Annotated in this window: 15 protein-coding genes; 11 read left to right on the forward strand and 4 right to left on the reverse strand. The window is 74.3% G+C overall.

What is annotated here, in order from left to right; translation table 11 throughout:
- Nucleotides 1-3: 3 nt before the first annotated feature.
- Nucleotides 4-627: a thymidine kinase gene (locus BRM3_RS11045; RefSeq protein ID WP_263593363.1), complete on the reverse strand. Its 624-nt coding sequence runs from the start codon at nucleotides 625-627 to the stop codon at nucleotides 4-6.
- 188 nt (nucleotides 628-815) lie between these two features.
- Between BRM3_RS11045 and BRM3_RS11050 the strand changes: the two genes are divergently transcribed.
- The 8 genes from BRM3_RS11050 (at nucleotide 816) to holA (ending at nucleotide 11,635) form a co-directional block, all read left to right on the forward strand.
- Complete coding sequence (locus BRM3_RS11050) at nucleotides 816-1,763, forward strand: sugar phosphate isomerase/epimerase family protein (protein WP_396126912.1); 948 nt, start codon at nucleotides 816-818, stop codon at nucleotides 1,761-1,763.
- Nucleotides 1,764-1,889: 126 nt separating this feature from the next.
- A complete protein-coding gene (locus tag BRM3_RS11055; RefSeq protein WP_263593365.1) occupies nucleotides 1,890-2,918 on the forward strand; it encodes a 3-oxoacyl-ACP synthase III in 1,029 nt (342 codons plus the stop codon).
- Complete coding sequence (locus tag BRM3_RS11060) at nucleotides 2,915-5,566, forward strand: alpha/beta fold hydrolase (protein ID WP_263593366.1); 2,652 nt, start codon at nucleotides 2,915-2,917, stop codon at nucleotides 5,564-5,566. Before BRM3_RS11055 ends, BRM3_RS11060 begins: the two co-directional genes overlap by 4 nt.
- Nucleotides 5,563-6,549 (forward strand): NAD-dependent epimerase/dehydratase family protein, encoded by a 987-nt coding sequence (locus tag BRM3_RS11065; RefSeq protein ID WP_263593367.1) that lies wholly within the window; start codon nucleotides 5,563-5,565, stop codon nucleotides 6,547-6,549. The genes BRM3_RS11060 and BRM3_RS11065 overlap by 4 nt, the downstream gene beginning before the upstream one ends.
- A 30-nt stretch (nucleotides 6,550-6,579) precedes the next feature.
- The gene (locus BRM3_RS11070; protein ID WP_263593368.1) at nucleotides 6,580-7,245 is read left to right on the forward strand and encodes a vitamin K epoxide reductase family protein; all 666 of its coding nucleotides are present in this window, start codon (nucleotides 6,580-6,582) and stop codon (nucleotides 7,243-7,245) included.
- A gap of 99 nt (nucleotides 7,246-7,344) precedes the next feature.
- Nucleotides 7,345-8,166 (forward strand): ComEA family DNA-binding protein, encoded by an 822-nt coding sequence (locus BRM3_RS11075; RefSeq protein WP_263593369.1) that lies wholly within the window; start codon nucleotides 7,345-7,347, stop codon nucleotides 8,164-8,166.
- Between the two features lie 10 nt (nucleotides 8,167-8,176).
- Entirely contained in the window at nucleotides 8,177-10,561 is a 2,385-nt protein-coding gene (locus BRM3_RS11080) for a ComEC/Rec2 family competence protein (protein ID WP_263593370.1), read from the forward strand.
- An 84-nt stretch (nucleotides 10,562-10,645) separates the two neighbouring features.
- Nucleotides 10,646-11,635 (forward strand): DNA polymerase III subunit delta, encoded by a 990-nt coding sequence (gene holA / locus BRM3_RS11085; protein ID WP_263593371.1) that lies wholly within the window; start codon nucleotides 10,646-10,648, stop codon nucleotides 11,633-11,635.
- Nucleotides 11,636-11,727: 92 nt separating this feature from the next.
- Here holA and rpsT read toward each other — a convergent pair whose 3' ends face one another.
- Nucleotides 11,728-11,994, reverse strand: a complete 267-nt coding sequence (rpsT, locus tag BRM3_RS11090) for a 30S ribosomal protein S20 (RefSeq protein ID WP_263593372.1) — start codon at nucleotides 11,992-11,994, stop codon at nucleotides 11,728-11,730.
- A gap of 255 nt (nucleotides 11,995-12,249) precedes the next feature.
- Nucleotides 12,250-12,885, reverse strand: a complete 636-nt coding sequence (locus BRM3_RS11095) for a type II toxin-antitoxin system PemK/MazF family toxin (protein ID WP_263593373.1) — start codon at nucleotides 12,883-12,885, stop codon at nucleotides 12,250-12,252.
- A 104-nt stretch (nucleotides 12,886-12,989) separates the two neighbouring features.
- Between BRM3_RS11095 and lepA the strand changes: the two genes are divergently transcribed.
- From lepA to hemW, 3 genes are read left to right on the forward strand one after another with little or no spacing between them, the layout of a single operon-like run.
- The gene (gene lepA / locus BRM3_RS11100) at nucleotides 12,990-14,870 is read left to right on the forward strand and encodes a translation elongation factor 4 (RefSeq protein ID WP_263593374.1); all 1,881 of its coding nucleotides are present in this window, start codon (nucleotides 12,990-12,992) and stop codon (nucleotides 14,868-14,870) included.
- On the forward strand, nucleotides 14,867-15,541 hold the full coding sequence (locus BRM3_RS11105; RefSeq protein ID WP_263593375.1) for an MOSC domain-containing protein: 675 nt from the start codon (nucleotides 14,867-14,869) through the stop codon (nucleotides 15,539-15,541). Before lepA ends, BRM3_RS11105 begins: the two co-directional genes overlap by 4 nt.
- A complete protein-coding gene (gene hemW, locus BRM3_RS11110; RefSeq protein WP_263593376.1) occupies nucleotides 15,538-16,710 on the forward strand; it encodes a radical SAM family heme chaperone HemW in 1,173 nt (390 codons plus the stop codon). Before BRM3_RS11105 ends, hemW begins: the two co-directional genes overlap by 4 nt.
- Before the next feature lie 24 nt (nucleotides 16,711-16,734).
- Here the strand turns inward: hemW and BRM3_RS11115 are convergent, their stop codons facing one another.
- Nucleotides 16,735-17,346 carry a DUF4870 domain-containing protein gene (locus BRM3_RS11115; protein ID WP_263593377.1) on the reverse strand — a complete coding sequence of 204 codons (612 nt, stop codon included), beginning with the start codon at nucleotides 17,344-17,346 and terminating at the stop codon, nucleotides 16,735-16,737.
- Between the last annotated feature and the right edge of the window lie 59 nt (nucleotides 17,347-17,405).

A 17,405-nucleotide genomic window follows, 5' to 3' on the forward strand; every position in this document is an offset into this window, starting at 1 on the left:
TCGTCATGCGAGGCCGGCGCCGATCACGGCGGTCCCCGCGGCCGCCTGCTCGCGCATGAAGCACGCCCCGCACAGCGACTCGTAGGTGACGGCCGCCCCGTCGTCGATCGCGACCTGATCGCCCTCGAACACGTGGCGCCCGTCGACGAGGCGGCAGTTGAACTCCGCCTGCGAGCCGCAGCGGCACATGGTCGGGAGCTTCTCGAAGTTGTCGGCCAGCTCGAACAGGCGCCGGGAACCGGGGAACACGTGGGTCAGGAAGTCGGTGCGCAGCCCGTAACAGATCACCGAGATGCCGTCGACCTTGGCGACGAGGAAGAGCTGGTCGATCTGGTCGGCCGTGAGGAACTGCGCCTCGTCGACGAGCACGCACTGCAGGGGCGCCGACCCCTGCGCGGCGGCCGCGTCGCCGATGCGCGTCCGCAGGTCCTCGTCGGGCTCGACGAGCACGTCCACGCGCCGCCGGGCGCCCCCGCGCGCGACCACCCAGTCCTCGCCCTTGGAGTCCACGGCGGGCTTGACGGTGAGGGTCGGCAACCCCCGTTCGGCGTAGTTGTACGCGGTCTTGATGAGGGTGTCGGACTTGCCCGAGTTCATCGCCCCGTACTTGAAGTGCAGCTTGGCCATGGGTCAGGTCTCCGGTGCTCGGCAGGCGGTGGGGCTCGGGCGCGCGGGATGCCACGGCGCCCCGAGGAGTCTACGGCGCGCGAGGAGGACGGACCGGATCGCCGAGGGCGAACACGGGCCCGGGGTCCCCCGTGTCCTGCGCCATACTTGCCGTGGTGCGCCCCAGCCCGCACCGTCGAGGAGGAACCGTGAGCCACGAGCGTCACCGGGCATCGCGAGACGCGTCGCCGAGGAAGCCGTACACGCGCAAGAACCACGCGATGAGGAGCGGTCGCGACCATCTGAGCCGGCGGCTGTCGGCGGGCGACCCGCTGAGCGAGCAGCTCCCCGCCCGCCGCATCCCCGTCGGCGTGTCGAGCTCCTCCGTGTTCCCGCTGCCCGTCGAGGACTGCTTCCGCCTGGCCGACCACATCGGCTACGACGGCGTCGAGATCATGGTCTCGGTCGACAAGACCAGCCGCGACGTGAAGACCCTCGCCGCGTTCTCGACCGAGTACCGCCAGCCGATCCTCTCGCTCCACGCGCCCACGCTGTTCCTCCTGCAGCACGTGTGGGGCTGGGACCCCTGGAACAAGGTCGAGAAGACGCTGCAGATGGCCGTCGACCTCGCCTGCCCCACCGTCGTCGTGCATCCGCCGTTCCGCTGGCAGGGCTCGTACGCCAAGGAGTTCGTCCAGGGTGTCGCCGCGCTCGAGGCCGAGTACGGCGTCCAGATCGCCGTGGAGAACATGTACCCGTGGCGCCTCGGGGTGCGCGAGGCGATGATCTACCTGCCCGACCACGACCCGACCGACGAGGGCTACGCGAACGTCACCGTGGACCTCTCGCACGCCGCGACCGCGGGCGACGACGCGCTCGCGATGATCGACCGGCTCGGCGACCGGCTCGCGCACGTGCACATGTGCGACGGCTCCGGCTCGACGACCAAGGACGAGCACCTGCCGCCGGGGGAGGGTAACCAGCCGTGCGCCGAGGTGCTGCGCCGCCTGTCCAACCGCGGCTGGAGCGGCTCGATCGTGCTCGAGGTCTCCACGCGGGGCCGCCGCGGCCCCACCGCGCGCGAGGACATCCTGCGCCAGTGCCTCATGTTCACGCGCTCCCACCTGGGTCACCAGCTCGAGGCCGACGAGGGCTGAGCCCGGCGGGTGCGCCCGAGGGACCTCCGTCACGCGCCCAGGCGCCGAGCAGGTTGGGGATGGAACAATGGTCCGGGCCCTGCTGCCGGAGGGCTGAGCGACGAGAGCACGGACGAAGGTACAGGCTTGAACGGGAACACCACATTCGTTCATCGGAACACGGCCCTGCTGGCGGTCGAGGCGACCGAGGCGCAGGTCCCCGTGTCCTCCGATCAGATCGACGAGTGGCTCACCCCGGCCCGACGCCGCCTGCGCCTGCCCAAGGGCGTGCTCCAGCGCGTCGCCGGCGTGTACGAGCGCCGCTGGTGGAAGGACCCCGTGAACGGCTGGCGCCAGGGCATCGTGCTCGCCGCCGAGCGCGCCATGTCCAAGGCCGGCATCACCCGTGACCAGGTGGGCCTCATGATCAACGCGTCGGTCTCGCGCCAGCACCTCGAGCCCGCGGTCGTCACCTCCGTGCACGACGCGCTCGGCATGCCCACCTCGTGCATGGACTTCGACATCACCAACGCCTGCCTCGGCTTCGTCAACGCCATGACGATGGCGGCCGGCATGATCGACGCGGGCCAGATCGAGTACGCCCTCGTGGTCGGCGCCGAGGACGTCGAGGAGGTCCAGCGCACCACGATCGACAAGCTCAACGCCAAGGGCTCGACCAAGGCCGACTTCACCAACATGTTCGCCTCGCTCACGCTCGGCTCGGGCGCCGCCGCGGCCGTGCTCGGCCGGGCCGACACGCACCCCGAGGGGCACCGCCTCACGGGCACCCAGGCCCGTGCCGGCACCCAGCACCACGAGCTGTGCATCGGCGACATGGACGACATGCGCACCGACAGCGCCGGGCTGCTCGAGAACGGGATCGAGCTCATCATGGACACGTGGCGCGCCGCCAACGACGCGGGCCTGGACCTGCGCAGCGTCGACCACGTCATCCCGCACCAGGTCTCGATGGTCTACACCCGCAACTTCGCCAAGATCAGCGGGGTGGGCATGGAGAAGATCCCCGTCACCTTCCCCGACTGGGGCAACGTCGCCGCCGAGGCCGTCCCCATGACCCTCGCCAAGCACCAGAGCAGCATCGAGCGCGGCGACCGCGTGCTCCTGCTCGGCGTCGGCTCCGGGTTGAACACCGCCTTCATGGAGGTCCAGTGGTGAACGAGACGACCCGCGACGAGATCCCCGCCCTGCCCGGGGTGGACCCGCGCGCCTCGCGCCGGGTGACGGTCCGCGACCACGCGGGCATCGAGCGCACCTGGCACCTGCTGGACTCCGCGCCGCTCCTGGCCGAGCGCGGCGTCGAGCCCGAGGGCACCCTGCTGTGCGTGCACGGCAACCCCACCTACTCCTTCCTCTACCGCTCCCTCGTGCGCGACGACATCCCGTGGCGCGTGATCGCCGTCGACCAGCTTGAGATGGGCTGGTCCGAGCGCACCGGCACCACGCGGCTGCTGCAGGACCGCATCACCGACCTCTCCCTGCTGACCGACGCGCTCGGGCTGCGGGGACCGGTGGTCTCCGTCGGCCACGACTGGGGCGGCATCGTCTCGGTGGGCTGGGCGCTCGACAACCGTCACGACGTGGTCGGCATGGTCCTGACCAACACCGGCATCCATCAGGAGCTGGGGGAGTCGCTGCCGCGCGCCCTCGAGCTCGCGACCTCCCCGGGCTTCCTGCCCGTCTCGACCTCGCTCACCGACGCGTTCCTGCGCACCACCCTCGCGCTCTCGGACCCGCCGCTGACCCCCGAGGTGCGCGCGGCCTACCTCGCGCCGTATCGCACGCGCGCCCGCCGCGCCGGCATCGAGGCCTTCGTCGCGGACATCCCCGCCGACGCCCACCATCCCAGCCGCGCGACGCTCGAGCGCCTCGCGAGCGGCATCCGCGAGCTGACCGTGCCCACCCTGTTCGCCTGGGGCCCGCGCGACATCACCTTCTCCGACCGCTACCTGCGCGACCTCATCGAGCGCGTCCCCCACGCCGACGTGCACCGCTTCGAGGGCGCCTCCCACCTCGTGTGGGAGGACGCCGACGTCGCCGGGCTCGTCGCGACCTGGCTCGCGACGACCTTCGGGAGCGGTCGCGACGCCGAGGCCGAGGCCGCGCACACGACCGGCGCGGACGACGAGCGCCCGCGCCTCGGCGCCCCGATCTGGGAGCTCGCCGCCGATCCGCGGCACGCCCACGAGGCCGCCGTGGTCGAGATGGGCGGTCGTGGCCGCGACGGCCGCGAGGTGACCTGGGGCATGCTCGCCGGGCGGGTCGACGACATCGCCGCCGGGCTGCTCGCCCACGGCCTGCGGCCGGGGGAGCGGGCCGTGATCCTGGTCCCGCCGGGGGCGGACCTCACGGCGATCCTGTACGCGTGCCTGCGGGTCGGCATCGTCGCCGTGGTCGCCGACGCGGGGCTCGGCGCCGACGGCCTCACGCGCGCCGTCGTCGGCTCCCACGCGGACGCCGTGATCGGCATCCCCAAGGCCCTCATGGGCGCGCGCGCCCTGGGCTGGCCGGGACGCCGCATCTCCGTCGAGACGCTGCCCACCGTGGACCGCACCCTGCTCGGCGTCGACACCTCGATCACCCGCCTGGCCGCCGAGGGGCGCCAGATGCGCGAGCTCGGCGCGCCGCTCGCCGCCGCCTGGCCCCAGGCCGACGACGACGCCGCGGTGCTGTTCACCTCGGGCTCGACGGGCCCGGCCAAGGGCGCCGTCTACACCCATCGGCAGCTCGCCGCGATGTTCGCGGCCGTCGGCGCGACCCTCGGGCTCGACCCGAGCCGCGGCCTCGTCGCCGGCTTCGCGCCCTTCGCCCTGCTGGGCCCGGCCCTCGGCGCCCCCTCGGTCGTGCCCGACATGGACGTGACCCGGCCCGGCGAGCTCACCGCGACAGCCCTCGCGGGCGCCGTCGCCGCGCTCGGCGCGCCCGCCGTGTTCACGGCTCCCGCCGCGCTGCGCAACCTCCTGGCGACCGCGGGCGCCCTCGACGCGGACGACCGTGCGGCCCTGGCCCGGGTGCCCAGCTACTTCTCGGCCGGCGCCCCGATCCCCGCCCCGCTGCTGCGGGAGCTGCGCACCCTGCTGCCCGCCGCGCACGCCCTCACCCCGTACGGCATGACCGAGTGCCTCGCCGTGACCGCGATCGACCTCGAGGGCATCGACGCCGCGGGCACCGGCTCCGGCGTGTGCGTCGGCACCCCCGTGCCCGGCGTCGAGGTCGCGATCGCCCCGATGGACGCACAGGGCACGGCGACCGACGACGTCACCACCGCGCCCGGCCGCACCGGCGAGATCCTCGTCCGCGCCCCCCACGTGCGGGACCGCTACCTCATGCTGTGGGGCACGACCCACCGCTCCCGGCGCTTCCCGACCTGGTACGCGACAGGCGACGTCGGCCATCTCGACGACGCCGGCCGGCTGTGGGTCGAGGGCCGGGCGGCCCACGTGCTCGCCACCGCGCGCGGCCTCGTCACGCCCGTCCAGGTCGAGTCGGCGGCCGAGTCCGTGCCCACCGTGCGCCGTGCGGGGGCCGCGGCGGTCGGTCCGCGCGGCACCCAGCAGATCGTGGTCGTCGTCGAGCTCGAGGACGGCTACCGTCCCGGCCGCACCGGCACGCCGCGCCCGGCGGCGCCCGCGCTGCAGGAGGCCGTGCGCCGCGCCGTGCGCGAGGCCGACGGCGCCGAGGTGGTCAGCGTGTTCACGACCCGCTGCCTGCCCACCGACATCCGCCACAACTCCAAGATCGACCGGAGCGCCCTGTCGGCCTGGGCGGAGACGACGCTGCAGGGCAAGCGGGCGGGACGGCCGTGAGGGTCCTCGTCACCGGCGCCTCCGGCATGCTCGGCGGGGCCGTCGCCACGGCCCTGCGCGACCGCGGCGACCACGTGCGCGCCTTCCAGCGCCGTCCCGCGGGCCTGACCGGTGTCGAGGACCACCTCGGCTCTCTCACCGAGCCCGACGAGGTCCGGCGTGCCGTCGACGGGATGGACGCCGTCGTGCACCTCGCGGCGAAGGTGTCGATCTCCGGCCCCGAGTCCGAGTACGAGGACATCAACATCGGGGGCACCGCCCACGTGCTCGACGCCCTGCGCGCCGCGGGCGGCGGGCGGCTCGTCAACATCTCCTCGCCCTCGGTCGCGCACCTGGGCACGTCGATCGTCGGCCTCGACGCGACGCCCGCCGACCCGGCCCACGCGCGCGGCCCCTACGCGCGCACCAAGGCCGCCGCCGAGCTGCTCGCGATGGGGGCCGACGGCGCCGACGGCCTGCTCGTCACCTCGATCCGGCCCCACGTGGTGTGGGGCCCGGGGGACACCCAGCTCGTCCAGCGCATCGTCGAGCGCGCCGCGCACGGCCGCCTGCCCCTGCTCGACCAGGGCCTCGCCCTCATCGACACGACGTACGTGACCAACGCGGCCGAGGCGATCGTCGCGGCCGTCGACCGCATCGACGACGTGCACGGCGAGAGCTTCGTCGTGACCAACGGCGAGCCCCGCACGGTGCGCGACGTGCTCGGCGGGATGTGCGACGCCGCCGGCGTCCCGCGCCCCGCCCTGCGCGTCCCCGGGAGCCTGGCCCGCTGGGCGGGCCGCGTCATCGAACGGGTCTGGGACGTCCGCCCCGGCGGCGACGAGCCGCCCATGACGGAGTTCCTCGCGGAGCAGCTCTCGACGGCCCACTGGTTCGACCAGCGCCGCACCCAGGAGCGCCTGCGCTGGACGCCCCGGGTGAGCATGGACGCCGGGTTCGACGAGCTCGCCCGCTACTTCGCCCTCCACCCCGTCGCCCGCTGACGCGGCGCCCATCCAGGGAGACCACACGCCATGAGCACCCGAGAGCCCGCCCCCGACGACGCGCTGCTCGCCGAGATCGACGCCGAGCTCGCGGCCGAGGAGTCCAGCCGTCGCCTCGCCTCGTCCCGCACGACGGGCGCCGTGCTGCTGATCGGTGGGGCCGTCGCGTGGATCGCCGCGCTCGCCCTGCTCGTCGACAAGCTGCGGCTGCTCGCCGATCCCGGCGCGACGCTCGGCTGCGACATCAACCCGTTCATCTCGTGCGGGGACGTGATGATGACGTGGCAGGCCGAGGCCTTCGGCTTCCCCAACATGGCGCTCGGGCTCGCCGGCTTCGCCGTCATGGGCAGCGCCGGCTCGCTGCTGCTGTCCCGCGCCGCGCTCCCGCGCTGGTACCGCTGGGCGGTCCTGGGCGGCATGACCTTCGCCTTCGCCTTCGTGCACTTCCTGGCGATCTCCGCGATCTTCGTGATCGGCGCGCTGTGCCCGTGGTGCATGGTGGTGTGGGCCATGACGGCGCCCATGTTCTTCTCGACCCTCGCGCACGTGATCGAGGAGGGGGATCTGCGCCCGCCGCGCGCCCTCACCGGCGTGCTGCGGCACTGGGCACTGTGCACGCTCGCGTGGTACCTGCTCGTCGTGGTCGTGATCTTCCTGGCGTTCCTGCCGCAGTGGATGGGCATGCTCGGCGTGTGAGAGGGCCCAGGAGGGCAGCGGGTCCTCCCCATGTCGGCGTCGTCCACCGTGCCGGTCGGGGCGGGGACGCCGAAGGCACCGCCTCCCTAATGTCGCCGCATGGGCAGGCACGAGGCACGCACACGCACCGAGGGTTCCCGCGGCCGCGAGCCGCTCGCCGAGGTGATCGACCGGCGCCCGCGGCCGCGGCGCCGCTCGTGGCGTGACCTTCCGCGTCCGAGCCGCCCCGCCCTGCTCGGGGTGGCGGTGCTCGTCGCCGTGGGGGCCGGTGCCGTGCACCTCTCGACGGCCGGGACCGCGCTGCCGGACGCCGAGCGCGCCGGGACCACCGTCGCCGCGAGCGCCCCGGCGGAGGCGGTCGCCGAGGAGGCGCCCGAGGCGGACGTCGCGGCCACCTCCGCGGCGCCGACCGCCGACCCGCACGCGGCGCCGGCCGCGGCGTCGAGCGCCGGCACGGTCGTCGTGCACGTGACCGGCGCCGTGAACGCGCCCGGCGTCGTCGAGCTGCCCGCCGGGTCCCGCGTGGACGATGCCGTGACCGCGGCAGGCGGCGCACGGGACGACGCCGACCTCGCGGCCGTGAACCTCGCGCGCCCCGCGACGGACGGCGAGCAGATCCACGTGCCCGTGCCGGGCGAGGAGGCGCCCACCGCCGCACCGGCCGACCCGAGCACGCCGGGCGCGCCGGGCGCCGACGGGGCGGCGCAGGGAGCGGAGGCGGCGGGCGCCGGGCTCGTCGATCTCAACACCGCCGATGCCGCCGCCCTCGACGCGCTCCCCGGCGTCGGTCCGGCGATCGCCCAGCGCATCATCGATCACCGCGAGGCCAACGGCCCCTTCACCCGTGTCGACGACCTCGAGCAGGTGCCGGGCATCGGGCCCGCCACGCTCGAGAAGATCCGCGCGCACGCGACGGTCTGAGGCCCGACACGTGCCCGGCCGCCCCGACCTGCGCCTGCTCCCGGCCGCGTGCGTGCTGTGGGTGCTCGCCGCGATCGGCACCGCCCAGGGCGTGCAGGGCGCCCTCGCGGCGCTCGGCCTGCTCACCGTCGCGGCGCTCGTGCCGGTCCTGCTCACCGGGCGGCGCGAGGCCCTGCGCCTCCTGGCCGGGCATGCGGCCCTCGTCGGGGTCGGGCTGTGCCTCCTGCTCCCGGCCCTGGCCCGTGAGGAGAGCGCCCGCGAGCAGCTCGAGCACGCCGCCGACGAGCACCTGGTCGTGACGCTCACCGTGCGCCCCGTCGCCGACGCCGAGGCCCCGCGCAGCGCCCGCCCCTGGGACGACGGCACGGTGCAGTTCTCCGCTCAGGCCCGACGCGGCGAGATCCGGCTCGGCCGGGACCGCGCGCACCTCGCCACCGGTGTGCGTGTGCTCGTGCGCGGCGACGCCGACGAGCCCGCCCGCGACGGCGCAGCGGGCACGCTCGGCACGGTGCGGACGGGGGACACGGTCCGCGTGACCGGCACGATCGCGGTGGACGGCTCGCTCGTGGTGGTGCGGGTCGGCGCCCTCGAGTCGCTCGTCCCGGCCGACGGGGTGCGGGCCGGGCTGCGCGCCCGCGCCCGCGAGGCGACCGCCTCCCTCCCGCCCGACGAGGCGGCCCTCGTGCGCGGCATGACCTCGGGGGACACCACCGGCATGTCCGAGGAGGCCGAGGACGCGATGCGTTCGGCGGGCCTGTCCCATCTGGTCGCGGTCTCCGGCGCCAACATCCTGCTGGTCCTCGGCGCGGTGCTGGGACCCCTGCTCCTGCTCGGCGTGCCCCGCCGCCCCCGGATCGTCGCCGCGGCGGTCGTCGGCGCCGCCTACGTGAGCCTCGTCGGCGACCAGCCGAGCGTCGCGCGCGCCGCGACGATGGCCGTGCCGCTGCTCGCCGCCCGCCTCGCCGGCGTGCGCGCGTCCCCGGTCGCGGCGCTCGGCGCGACCCTCGCGGTCTGGACGACGCTCTCGCCGCAGACCGCCTCGTCGATCGGCTTCGTGCTCTCGGCGCTCGCGACCGGCGCGATCCTCATCCTCGCCCCGCCCGCCGCGCGCGCCCTCGTCGAGCTCAGCCGCGAGCGCCTGGGCGAGGGCGCCGCGCTCGTCATCGCCGTGCCGCTCGTCGCGCAGCTCGCCTGCACCCCCGTCCTGATCCTGCTCGCGCCCGAGATCTCCCTGTGGACGGTCGCGGCCAACATCGTGGTCGCCCCGCTCGTCGCGCCCGCCACCGTCCTCGGCCTGCTCGCCCTGCTCCTCGGGCCCGTCGCGCCCGGGGCGGCGCACGCCCTCGACACGGTGGCCGCGGGCGGGGCGCACCTGATCCTGCTGGTCGCCCGCCGCGCGGCGACGCTGCCCGGCTCCCACCTCGCCGTGCCCGAGGGACCTGCCGGCATGCTGCTCGGGGCGGTCGCCGTGCTCCTCGTCATCGCCGGCACGGCGGCGCGCCACCGTGCGGTCGTCCGCTGGATCGCCGCGGCCGTGCTCGTCGCCCTGCTCGCGCCCGTCGCCGTGCGCCACCTGCCCGGCACGCGCGGCGACGACGACTGGACCGTCGCCGCCTGCGCCGTCGGCCAGGGCGACGCCATCGTGCTGCGCAGCGCGCCGAGTCCCGACGCGGAGCGCCGCGTGATGCTCGTGGACACCGGCCCCGACCCGGCCGTGCTCACCACCTGCCTCGATGCGCTCCGCATCGACCGGATCGACCTGCTCGTGCTCACCCACCCCCACGCCGACCACATCGGCGGCAACGCCGCCCTCACCGGGCGGCGCCTCCCCGCGCGGCAGTGGGCGTGCCCGACCGTCGAGGGGCAGCGGGGCACGATCGGCGAGGCCCCCGTCGAGGCGGCGGTGCGCGGACGCACGCTCGATCTCGCCGGGCTCGCGGTCGAGGTGCTGTGGCCCGTCTCCGTCGAGCAGGTGCGCGCGGTCGCCGCACGCGAGACCTCGTCGCCCGAGCAGGCCGAGGCCAACGACTGCTCCGTCGTGATCGCCGCGACCTGGGCCGACGGCACCCGCTACGTGGGCCTCGGCGACCTCGAGCCCGAGGCCCAGGGCGAGCTCGCGGCCCTCGACCCCGGGCCCGCCGACATCGTCAAGGTCGCCCACCACGGCTCGCGCCGCCAGGACCCCGCCCTCTACACCCGGCTCGCGCCCCGCCTGGCCCTCATCGAGGTGGGACAGGACAACTCCTTCGGCCATCCCGCGGCGGCCACCACCACGATGCTCGGCCTGCTCGGCGCCCCGATCGTGCGCACCGACCGGGACGGCACAGCCGTGCTCGCCCCGGCCGGCGACGGCACGGCCCTCGGGGAGGTCCGGCGTGTCGGACCTCCCCGTTAGGATCGGATGCGGTCCCGACGGGACCCGGCGGGGCCCGTCCGCGTCGAGCAGCCGCCCCGCCCGGGGCGAGGAGGGAGATCGGTCATGGTCGATGTCGCGTGGCACTCCGTGGACCTCGCCCCGCTCGTCCTGCTGCACGGCTCCGAGCCGCTCCTGGCCCAGCGCGCCCTCGAACGGCTGCGCGAGCAGGCACGCCACCGGGACCCCGAGACCGCCTTCCACGAGATCCGCTCGGAGGCCGCGACCGCCGGCTCCCTCGCCCAGGTCGCGAGCCCCTCCCTGTTCGGCGAGTCGCGCTTCGTCGTCGTCCCGGACCTCCAGTCCGCCCCGGAGACCCTCGTCGCCGAGATCGACGCCTACCGCTCGGCCCCCGAGCCCGACGTGACGCTCGTCCTCATCCACCGCGGCGGCAACCGCGGCAAGCGCCTGCTCGACGCCCTGCGCCGCTCCGACGTGCCCCGCGTCCCGTGCGATCCCATCAAGCGGCCCGCCGACAAGCAGACCTTCGTGACCGCCGAGTTCACGCGGCACGACCGCCGGATCCAGCCCGACGCGGCCGCCGCGCTCGTCGACGCCTTCGGCGGCGACCTGTCCGAGCTCGCCGCCATCGCCCGGCAGCTCCTCGAGGACACGGTCCCCGACGACCCCTCGGCGGCCCCGCCCCCCGTCACCCTGGCCGCGGTGCGCACGCTGACCGCCGGGCGGGTCGAGTCGACCGCCTTCGCCGTCGCCGACGCCGCGATCGCCGGACGCGAGGGGGACGCCCTCGTGCTGCTCCAGCAGGCGAGCCTCGCCGGCGTGGACCCCGTGCCCCTGGTCGCCGCGGTCGCCTCGAAGATGCGCTCGCTGGCCAAGGTCACCGTGCCCGGGGCGAGCGCCCGCACCCTCGGCATGCCCGACTGGATGCTGCGCAACCTCTCGCGCGAGGCCCGCGCCTGGAACGACCGCTCGCTCGCGCGAGCTCTCGACGCGGTCGCGCGCGCCGACCACGAGGTCAAGGGCGCCGGCCGCGACCCGCAGTGGTCCGTGCAGCGCATGGTCACCGAGATCTGCCGCGCGCGCCGCGCGCGCTGAGGCCCCGCCGACGACAGCGCCCCCCTCCGGATCATCCGGAGGGGGGCGCTGTCGGGATCAGCGGGCGTCGCGCGCGGGCGACGCCCCGACGATCACTTGTCGAGAGAGGCGACGAGGCTCGCGAGACCCGACTTGCGGTTCGCGGCCTGGTTCTTGTGGATGACGCCCTTGGAGACGGCCTTGTCCAGCTTGCGGGAGGCGGTCTGCAGGGCGGTGCCCGCGGTCTCGGCGTCACCGGCGGCGACGGCCGTGCGCACCTTGCGCACGTAGGTCTTCAGCTCGCTCTTGACGGCCTTGTTGCGCTGACGAGACTTCTCGTTCGTCTTGATGCGCTTGATCTGGGACTTGATGTTTGCCACGTAAAGGACTCTTCTCTTGTGCTGCGAGTGGATCTCCCGCGCCGCCGAGGCTCGCTGCCGACGGGGACGGGCGGTGGGGATCGCCTGGAGACGTCGGTCGCGGTTCGCGGCCACGGACTACACGAGCGGCTCGCACGACCTCCCGGACCCGGACACGGAGGGGATGGGCGTCCTGCGCACACCGATCGGTATGTCACACATACGAGAGCCGACACTACCAGAGCGCGAGCACGTCGTCCCCGGCCCGGGTCCGTGTCATCGCTCCCATCCGTGCACCGCCCGTGTGGCATCGACCACACGCGCGAAACGGGCGGCGTCGAGGCGCGAGCCCTCCCGTCGTACGGCGTCCGCGGGGATCCTCAGCAGCCGGTCCGCACGCACCTCCGAGGGCCGGCCCTGCCGGTCCCACGCCCCCGTGCCGATGTCCACCCAGGTGTGGCCGTGCTCGTCGACATGGGTGCCCTCCCCGCGGTCGTGCGAGGTGAGCATGAGCGCCAGGAGCACCTCCCCGCGCCCGTCGCGTCCGCCCACGGCGGCGTCCTCACGGGCCAGGACCAGCACGGGCCGGTCCTTGCCGCGATGCAGGTCCTCCTCGAAGGGCACCCAGGCCCACACGATCTCGCCGGGGTCGGCGCGGTCGTCGTCGACGGGCGCGTAGCGCAGCACCGGGGCGGGCCGCGAGGGCCGGTCGCGCAGGGCCGGCGCCGCGCCGGGAGCGCCCGCCGTGGCCGGGGGCCGTCGCGCGCCCTCGGGCGTCCGGCGCCGCTCCGGCGCCGGCGTGCCCCGCAACGCCTCGCCGGCCCGCCGCGCCACCTGCCGCGCGGTGCGCCGGGCCTCGGGGGAGCGGGCGATCGAGCCGAGCAGAGCGGACAGACGGGAGGTGAGGGACATGACCGCGATCGTAGCGAGGGTGCCCGCCGGCACCGCCGCATGAGACGATGGTGCGTCGTCCGCCCGCGCCGCGTGGCGCGACCCCTGACCCGAGGAAAGGACGGATGCCGGTGACGCCCAGGATCGCCGATGCCGATGCCGCGACGATCACCCCGGCCGCGACCCCTCCGGAGCGCATCCGCAACTTCTGCATCATCGCCCACATCGACCACGGCAAGTCGACCCTGGCCGACCGCATGCTTCAGCTGACCGGCGTGGTCGACGAGCGCGCCATGCGCGCCCAGTACCTCGACCGCATGGACATCGAGCGCGAGCGCGGCATCACCGTGAAGTCGCAGGCCGTGCGCATGCCCTGGAAGGTCGACGACGAGGTCTTCGCCCTCAACATGATCGACACCCCCGGGCACGTCGACTTCACCTACGAGGTGTCCCGCTCCCTCGCCGCGTGCGAGGGGGCGATCCTGCTGGTCGACGCCGCCCAGGGCATCGAGGCCCAGACCCTCGCGAACCTCTACCTGGCCCTCGAGAACGACCTCACCATCATCCCGGTGCTCAACAAGATCGACCTGCCCGGCGCCGAGCCCGAGAAGTACGCCGCGGAGATCTCCCAGCTCGTCGGCGTCGCCCCCGAGGAGGTCCTGCGCGTCTCCGGCAAGACCGGGGTGGGCGTGCCCGAGCTGCTCGACCACGTCGTGCGCACCGTGTCGGCCCCGACGGGCGACGCCGAGGCCCCGTGCCGCGCCATGATCTTCGACTCCGTGTACGACACCTACCGCGGCGTCGTCACCTACGTGCGCGTCGTCGACGGCGAGCTCGCGTCCCGCGAGCGCATCGAGATGATGTCGACGGGCGCCCAGCACGAGCTGCTCGAGATCGGCGTCATCTCCCCGGAGCCGGTGCCCACGCGGGGCCTCGGCGTGGGCGAGGTGGGCTACCTCATCACGGGTGTCAAGGACGTGCGCCAGTCCAAGGTGGGCGACACCGTGACCCTCGCGCGCCACGGCGCGACGACGGCCCTGTCGGGCTACTCCGACCCCAAGCCGATGGTCTTCTCGGGCCTGTTCCCGATCGACGGCTCGGACTACCCGGCGCTGCGCGACGCCCTCGACAAGCTCAAGCTCAACGACGCGGCCCTGCACTACGAGCCCGAGACGTCGACCGCGCTCGGCTTCGGCTTCCGCGTCGGCTTCCTGGGGCTCCTGCACCTCGAGATCATCCGCGAGCGCCTCGAGCGGGAGTTCGACCTCGACCTGATCGCGACCGCCCCGAGCGTGATCTACCACGTCACGATGGAGGACGGCTCCGAGGTGGACGTGCTCAACCCCTCGGACTTCCCCGAGGGCAAGGTCCGCGAGATCCGCGAGCCCGTCACGCGCGCCACGATCCTCGCGCCGAGCGACTACATCGGCGCGATCATGGAGCTGTGCCAGTCCAAGCGCGGCCAGCTGCAGGGCATGGACTACCTCTCCGAGGACCGGGTGGAGCTGCGCTACACCCTGCCGCTCGCCGAGATCGTCTTCGACTTCTTCGACCAGCTCAAGTCCCGCACCAAGGGCTACGCGAGCCTCGACTACGACGTCGAGGGCGAGCAGGCCGCCGACCTGGTCAAGGTCGACATGCTGCTCCAGGGCGAGCCCGTCGACGCCTTCAGCGCGGTCGTGCACCGCGACAAGGCCTACGGCTACGGCGTCGAGATGGCCGGCAAGCTCAAGAACCTCATCCCGCGCCAGCAGTTCGAGGTGCCGATCCAGGCCGCGATCGGCTCGCGCATCATCGCGCGCGAGAACATCCGGGCCATGCGCAAGGACGTGCTGTCCAAGTGCTACGGCGGCGACATCTCGCGCAAGCGCAAGCTGCTCGAGAAGCAGAAGGAGGGCAAGAAGCGCATGAAGAACATCGGCAGCGTCGAGGTGCCCCAGGAGGCCTTCATCGCGGCCCTGTCCTCCGACGGCGGCGACAGCGGCAAGGACGGGAAGAAGAAGTGACCGCGCCCGCCATCACGGCCGGGTCCACGGGCCGCATCGACGCCGTCTGCGTCGTCCATCAGCTCGTCGACGACCCCGGCAGCGTGGGCACCACGGCGATCGACAAGCGGCCCGCGACCGGACCCGTGCGCGTGGGCGCCCTCGGGCTGTACGCGGACGTCCAGGCCGATCGCGCCCACCACGGCGGGCCCGACCAGGCCGTCTACCTCTACGACGCCGCCGAGGCCGAGCACTGGGCCGGCGAGCTCGACCGCGCCGTCCCCGCCGGCTCCTTCGGCGAGAACCTGCGGACCTCGGGACTGCCGATCGACGACCTCGAGATCGGCGCGCGGCTGCGGGCGGGCGGCGCGCTGCTCGAGGTGACGGCGCCGCGCACCCCGTGCGCGACCTTCGCGCGCTGGGTCGGCGCCGACGACTTCCGCGCCCGCTTCCACGCGCGCGGCCGCACGGGCGTGTACTGCCGCGTGGTCGAGGCCGGCGAGGTGCGGGCGGGCGACGCCCTCGAGGTGGCCTCGACCCCCGGGCACGGCATGAGCGTCGCCGTGGTCTACGCGGCCCAGCGCGACGCCGACGTGGCGCGCGCCCTGCGCGACTGGTCGCGAGAGTCCGGGGTCGCGCTGCACCGGGAGATCGTGGCGCGCTCCGCCCGGCTGCTGAAGAACGAGGCATGACCACGGCCGATCACGTCGGGGGCCGGGAGCTGTCGGCCTACATCCACGTCCCCTTCTGCGCGGTCCGCTGCGGCTACTGCGACTTCAACACCTACACCGCGACCGAGCTCGGCGGCGGCGGGTCCCAGCGGGAGTACCCCGACGCCGCGATGCGCGAGATGGACCTCGTGCTCGCCGACGACCACGCCGCCGGCTACGACTACGAGCACGTGTCGACCGTGTTCTTCGGCGGCGGCACCCCGACCCTGCTGCCCTCGGGCGACCTGGTGCGCATGCTCGCGCATCTGCGGGCCCTCGTGCCGCTCGCCCCCGACGCCGAGGTCACGACCGAGGCCAACCCCGACTCGGTCACGCGGGACTCGCTGCGCGAGCTCGCCGACGGCGGCATCACGCGCGTCTCCTTCGGCATGCAGTCGGCCGTGCGCTCGGTGCTCGCGACCCTCGATCGCACGCACGACCCCGAGCGCGTGCCGCAGGCCGTGGCCTGGGCGCGCGAGGCGGGGCTCCAGGTGAGCCTGGACCTCATCTACGGCACGCCGGGGGAGCGCCTCGAGGACGTCGAGGCCTCGGTGCGGGCGGCCCTCGCGTGCGCGCCCGACCACGTCTCGGCCTACTCGCTCATCATCGAGGGCAACACGGCGATGGCCCGTCATCTGCGGCGCGGGGAGATCGCGGCGCCCGATCCCGACGACATGGCCGACAAGTACGAGCTGATCGACGATCTGCTCGCCGACGCCGGCTTCTCCTGGTACGAGGTGTCCAACTGGGCGCGGGGCGAGCAGTTCCGCTGCCGCCACAACCTGGCGTACTGGCGCGGCGGCGACTGGTGGGGGATCGGCCCCGGCGCCCACCGCCACCGCGACGGCCTGCGCGCCTGGAACGTCAAGCACCCCTCGCGCTACGCGGGCCTGCTCGCCACGGGGACCCTGCCCCGCGAGGGCGCCGAGGAGCTGGACGCCGCCGACCGCGCGCTCGAGCGCATCCTGCTCGAGCTGCGCATCGCCGACGGGCTACCCGTCGAGGCCGTGCCCGCCGCACGGCGCGACCAGATCGCCGTGCACGTCGAGCGGGGCCACCTCGAGTCCGCCGCGGCCGGGGCCGGGCGCCTCGTGCTGACGCGCGAGGGGCGGCTGCTCGCCGATGCCGTGGTCCGCGACCTCACCCTCTGAGCCGCGCAGCGGCGGCGACGGCGCTCAGCTGAACAGGCGCAGGTTGACGGGGTAGTTCCACCACTGCCGGTCGTTGGCCTTGACCGCCGCGATGATCGCGAAGATCACCTGCAGGACCTGCGGGACGAGCATGAGGAACATCGACAGTCCGAAGGTGAAGAGCGCGAGGATCGCGCCGATGATCCCGAGCACGATCGACGCGATGATGTTGAGGATGGTCCCGGACAGCGCCTCGGCCGCGTAGTAGCGCACGAAACGGTTGCGGTCGCGGAAGATGAGGTAGACCAGGAGCGGGCCGAGCAGCGGGATCACGAGCACCGACAGCTGGGCCAGGAGCGACCACAGCCGGGCGTCGGAGTCCGTCATGGGCTGGCCGGGCAGCGGGCCCCGATAGACCCCCTGCACCCCGGGCGGCGGCACGTCGGACCACGAGCCGGGGCCCTGCGGCTGCTGCTGGGGAGCGCCCTGGCCGTACTGCTGCTGATACTGCTGGCCCTGCTGATACTGCTGGCCCTGCTGGTACGGGCCGCCCTGCTGGCCCTGCTGGTACTGGCCACCCTGCTGGTACGGGCCGCCCTGCGGGTGCTGCTGGTGCTGGCCGTCGCCGTGCGGGTAGGGACCCTGCGCGTTCGTCATCTGGCGTCCTCCGTCTCGGGCCCGCCGCCGGGCGGCCGGGCGTCGCTCGTGTCGCGCCG

This window comes from Brachybacterium huguangmaarense, from assembly GCF_025725725.1.
GTDB classification, from domain to species: Bacteria; Actinomycetota; Actinomycetes; order Actinomycetales; family Dermabacteraceae; genus Brachybacterium; species Brachybacterium huguangmaarense.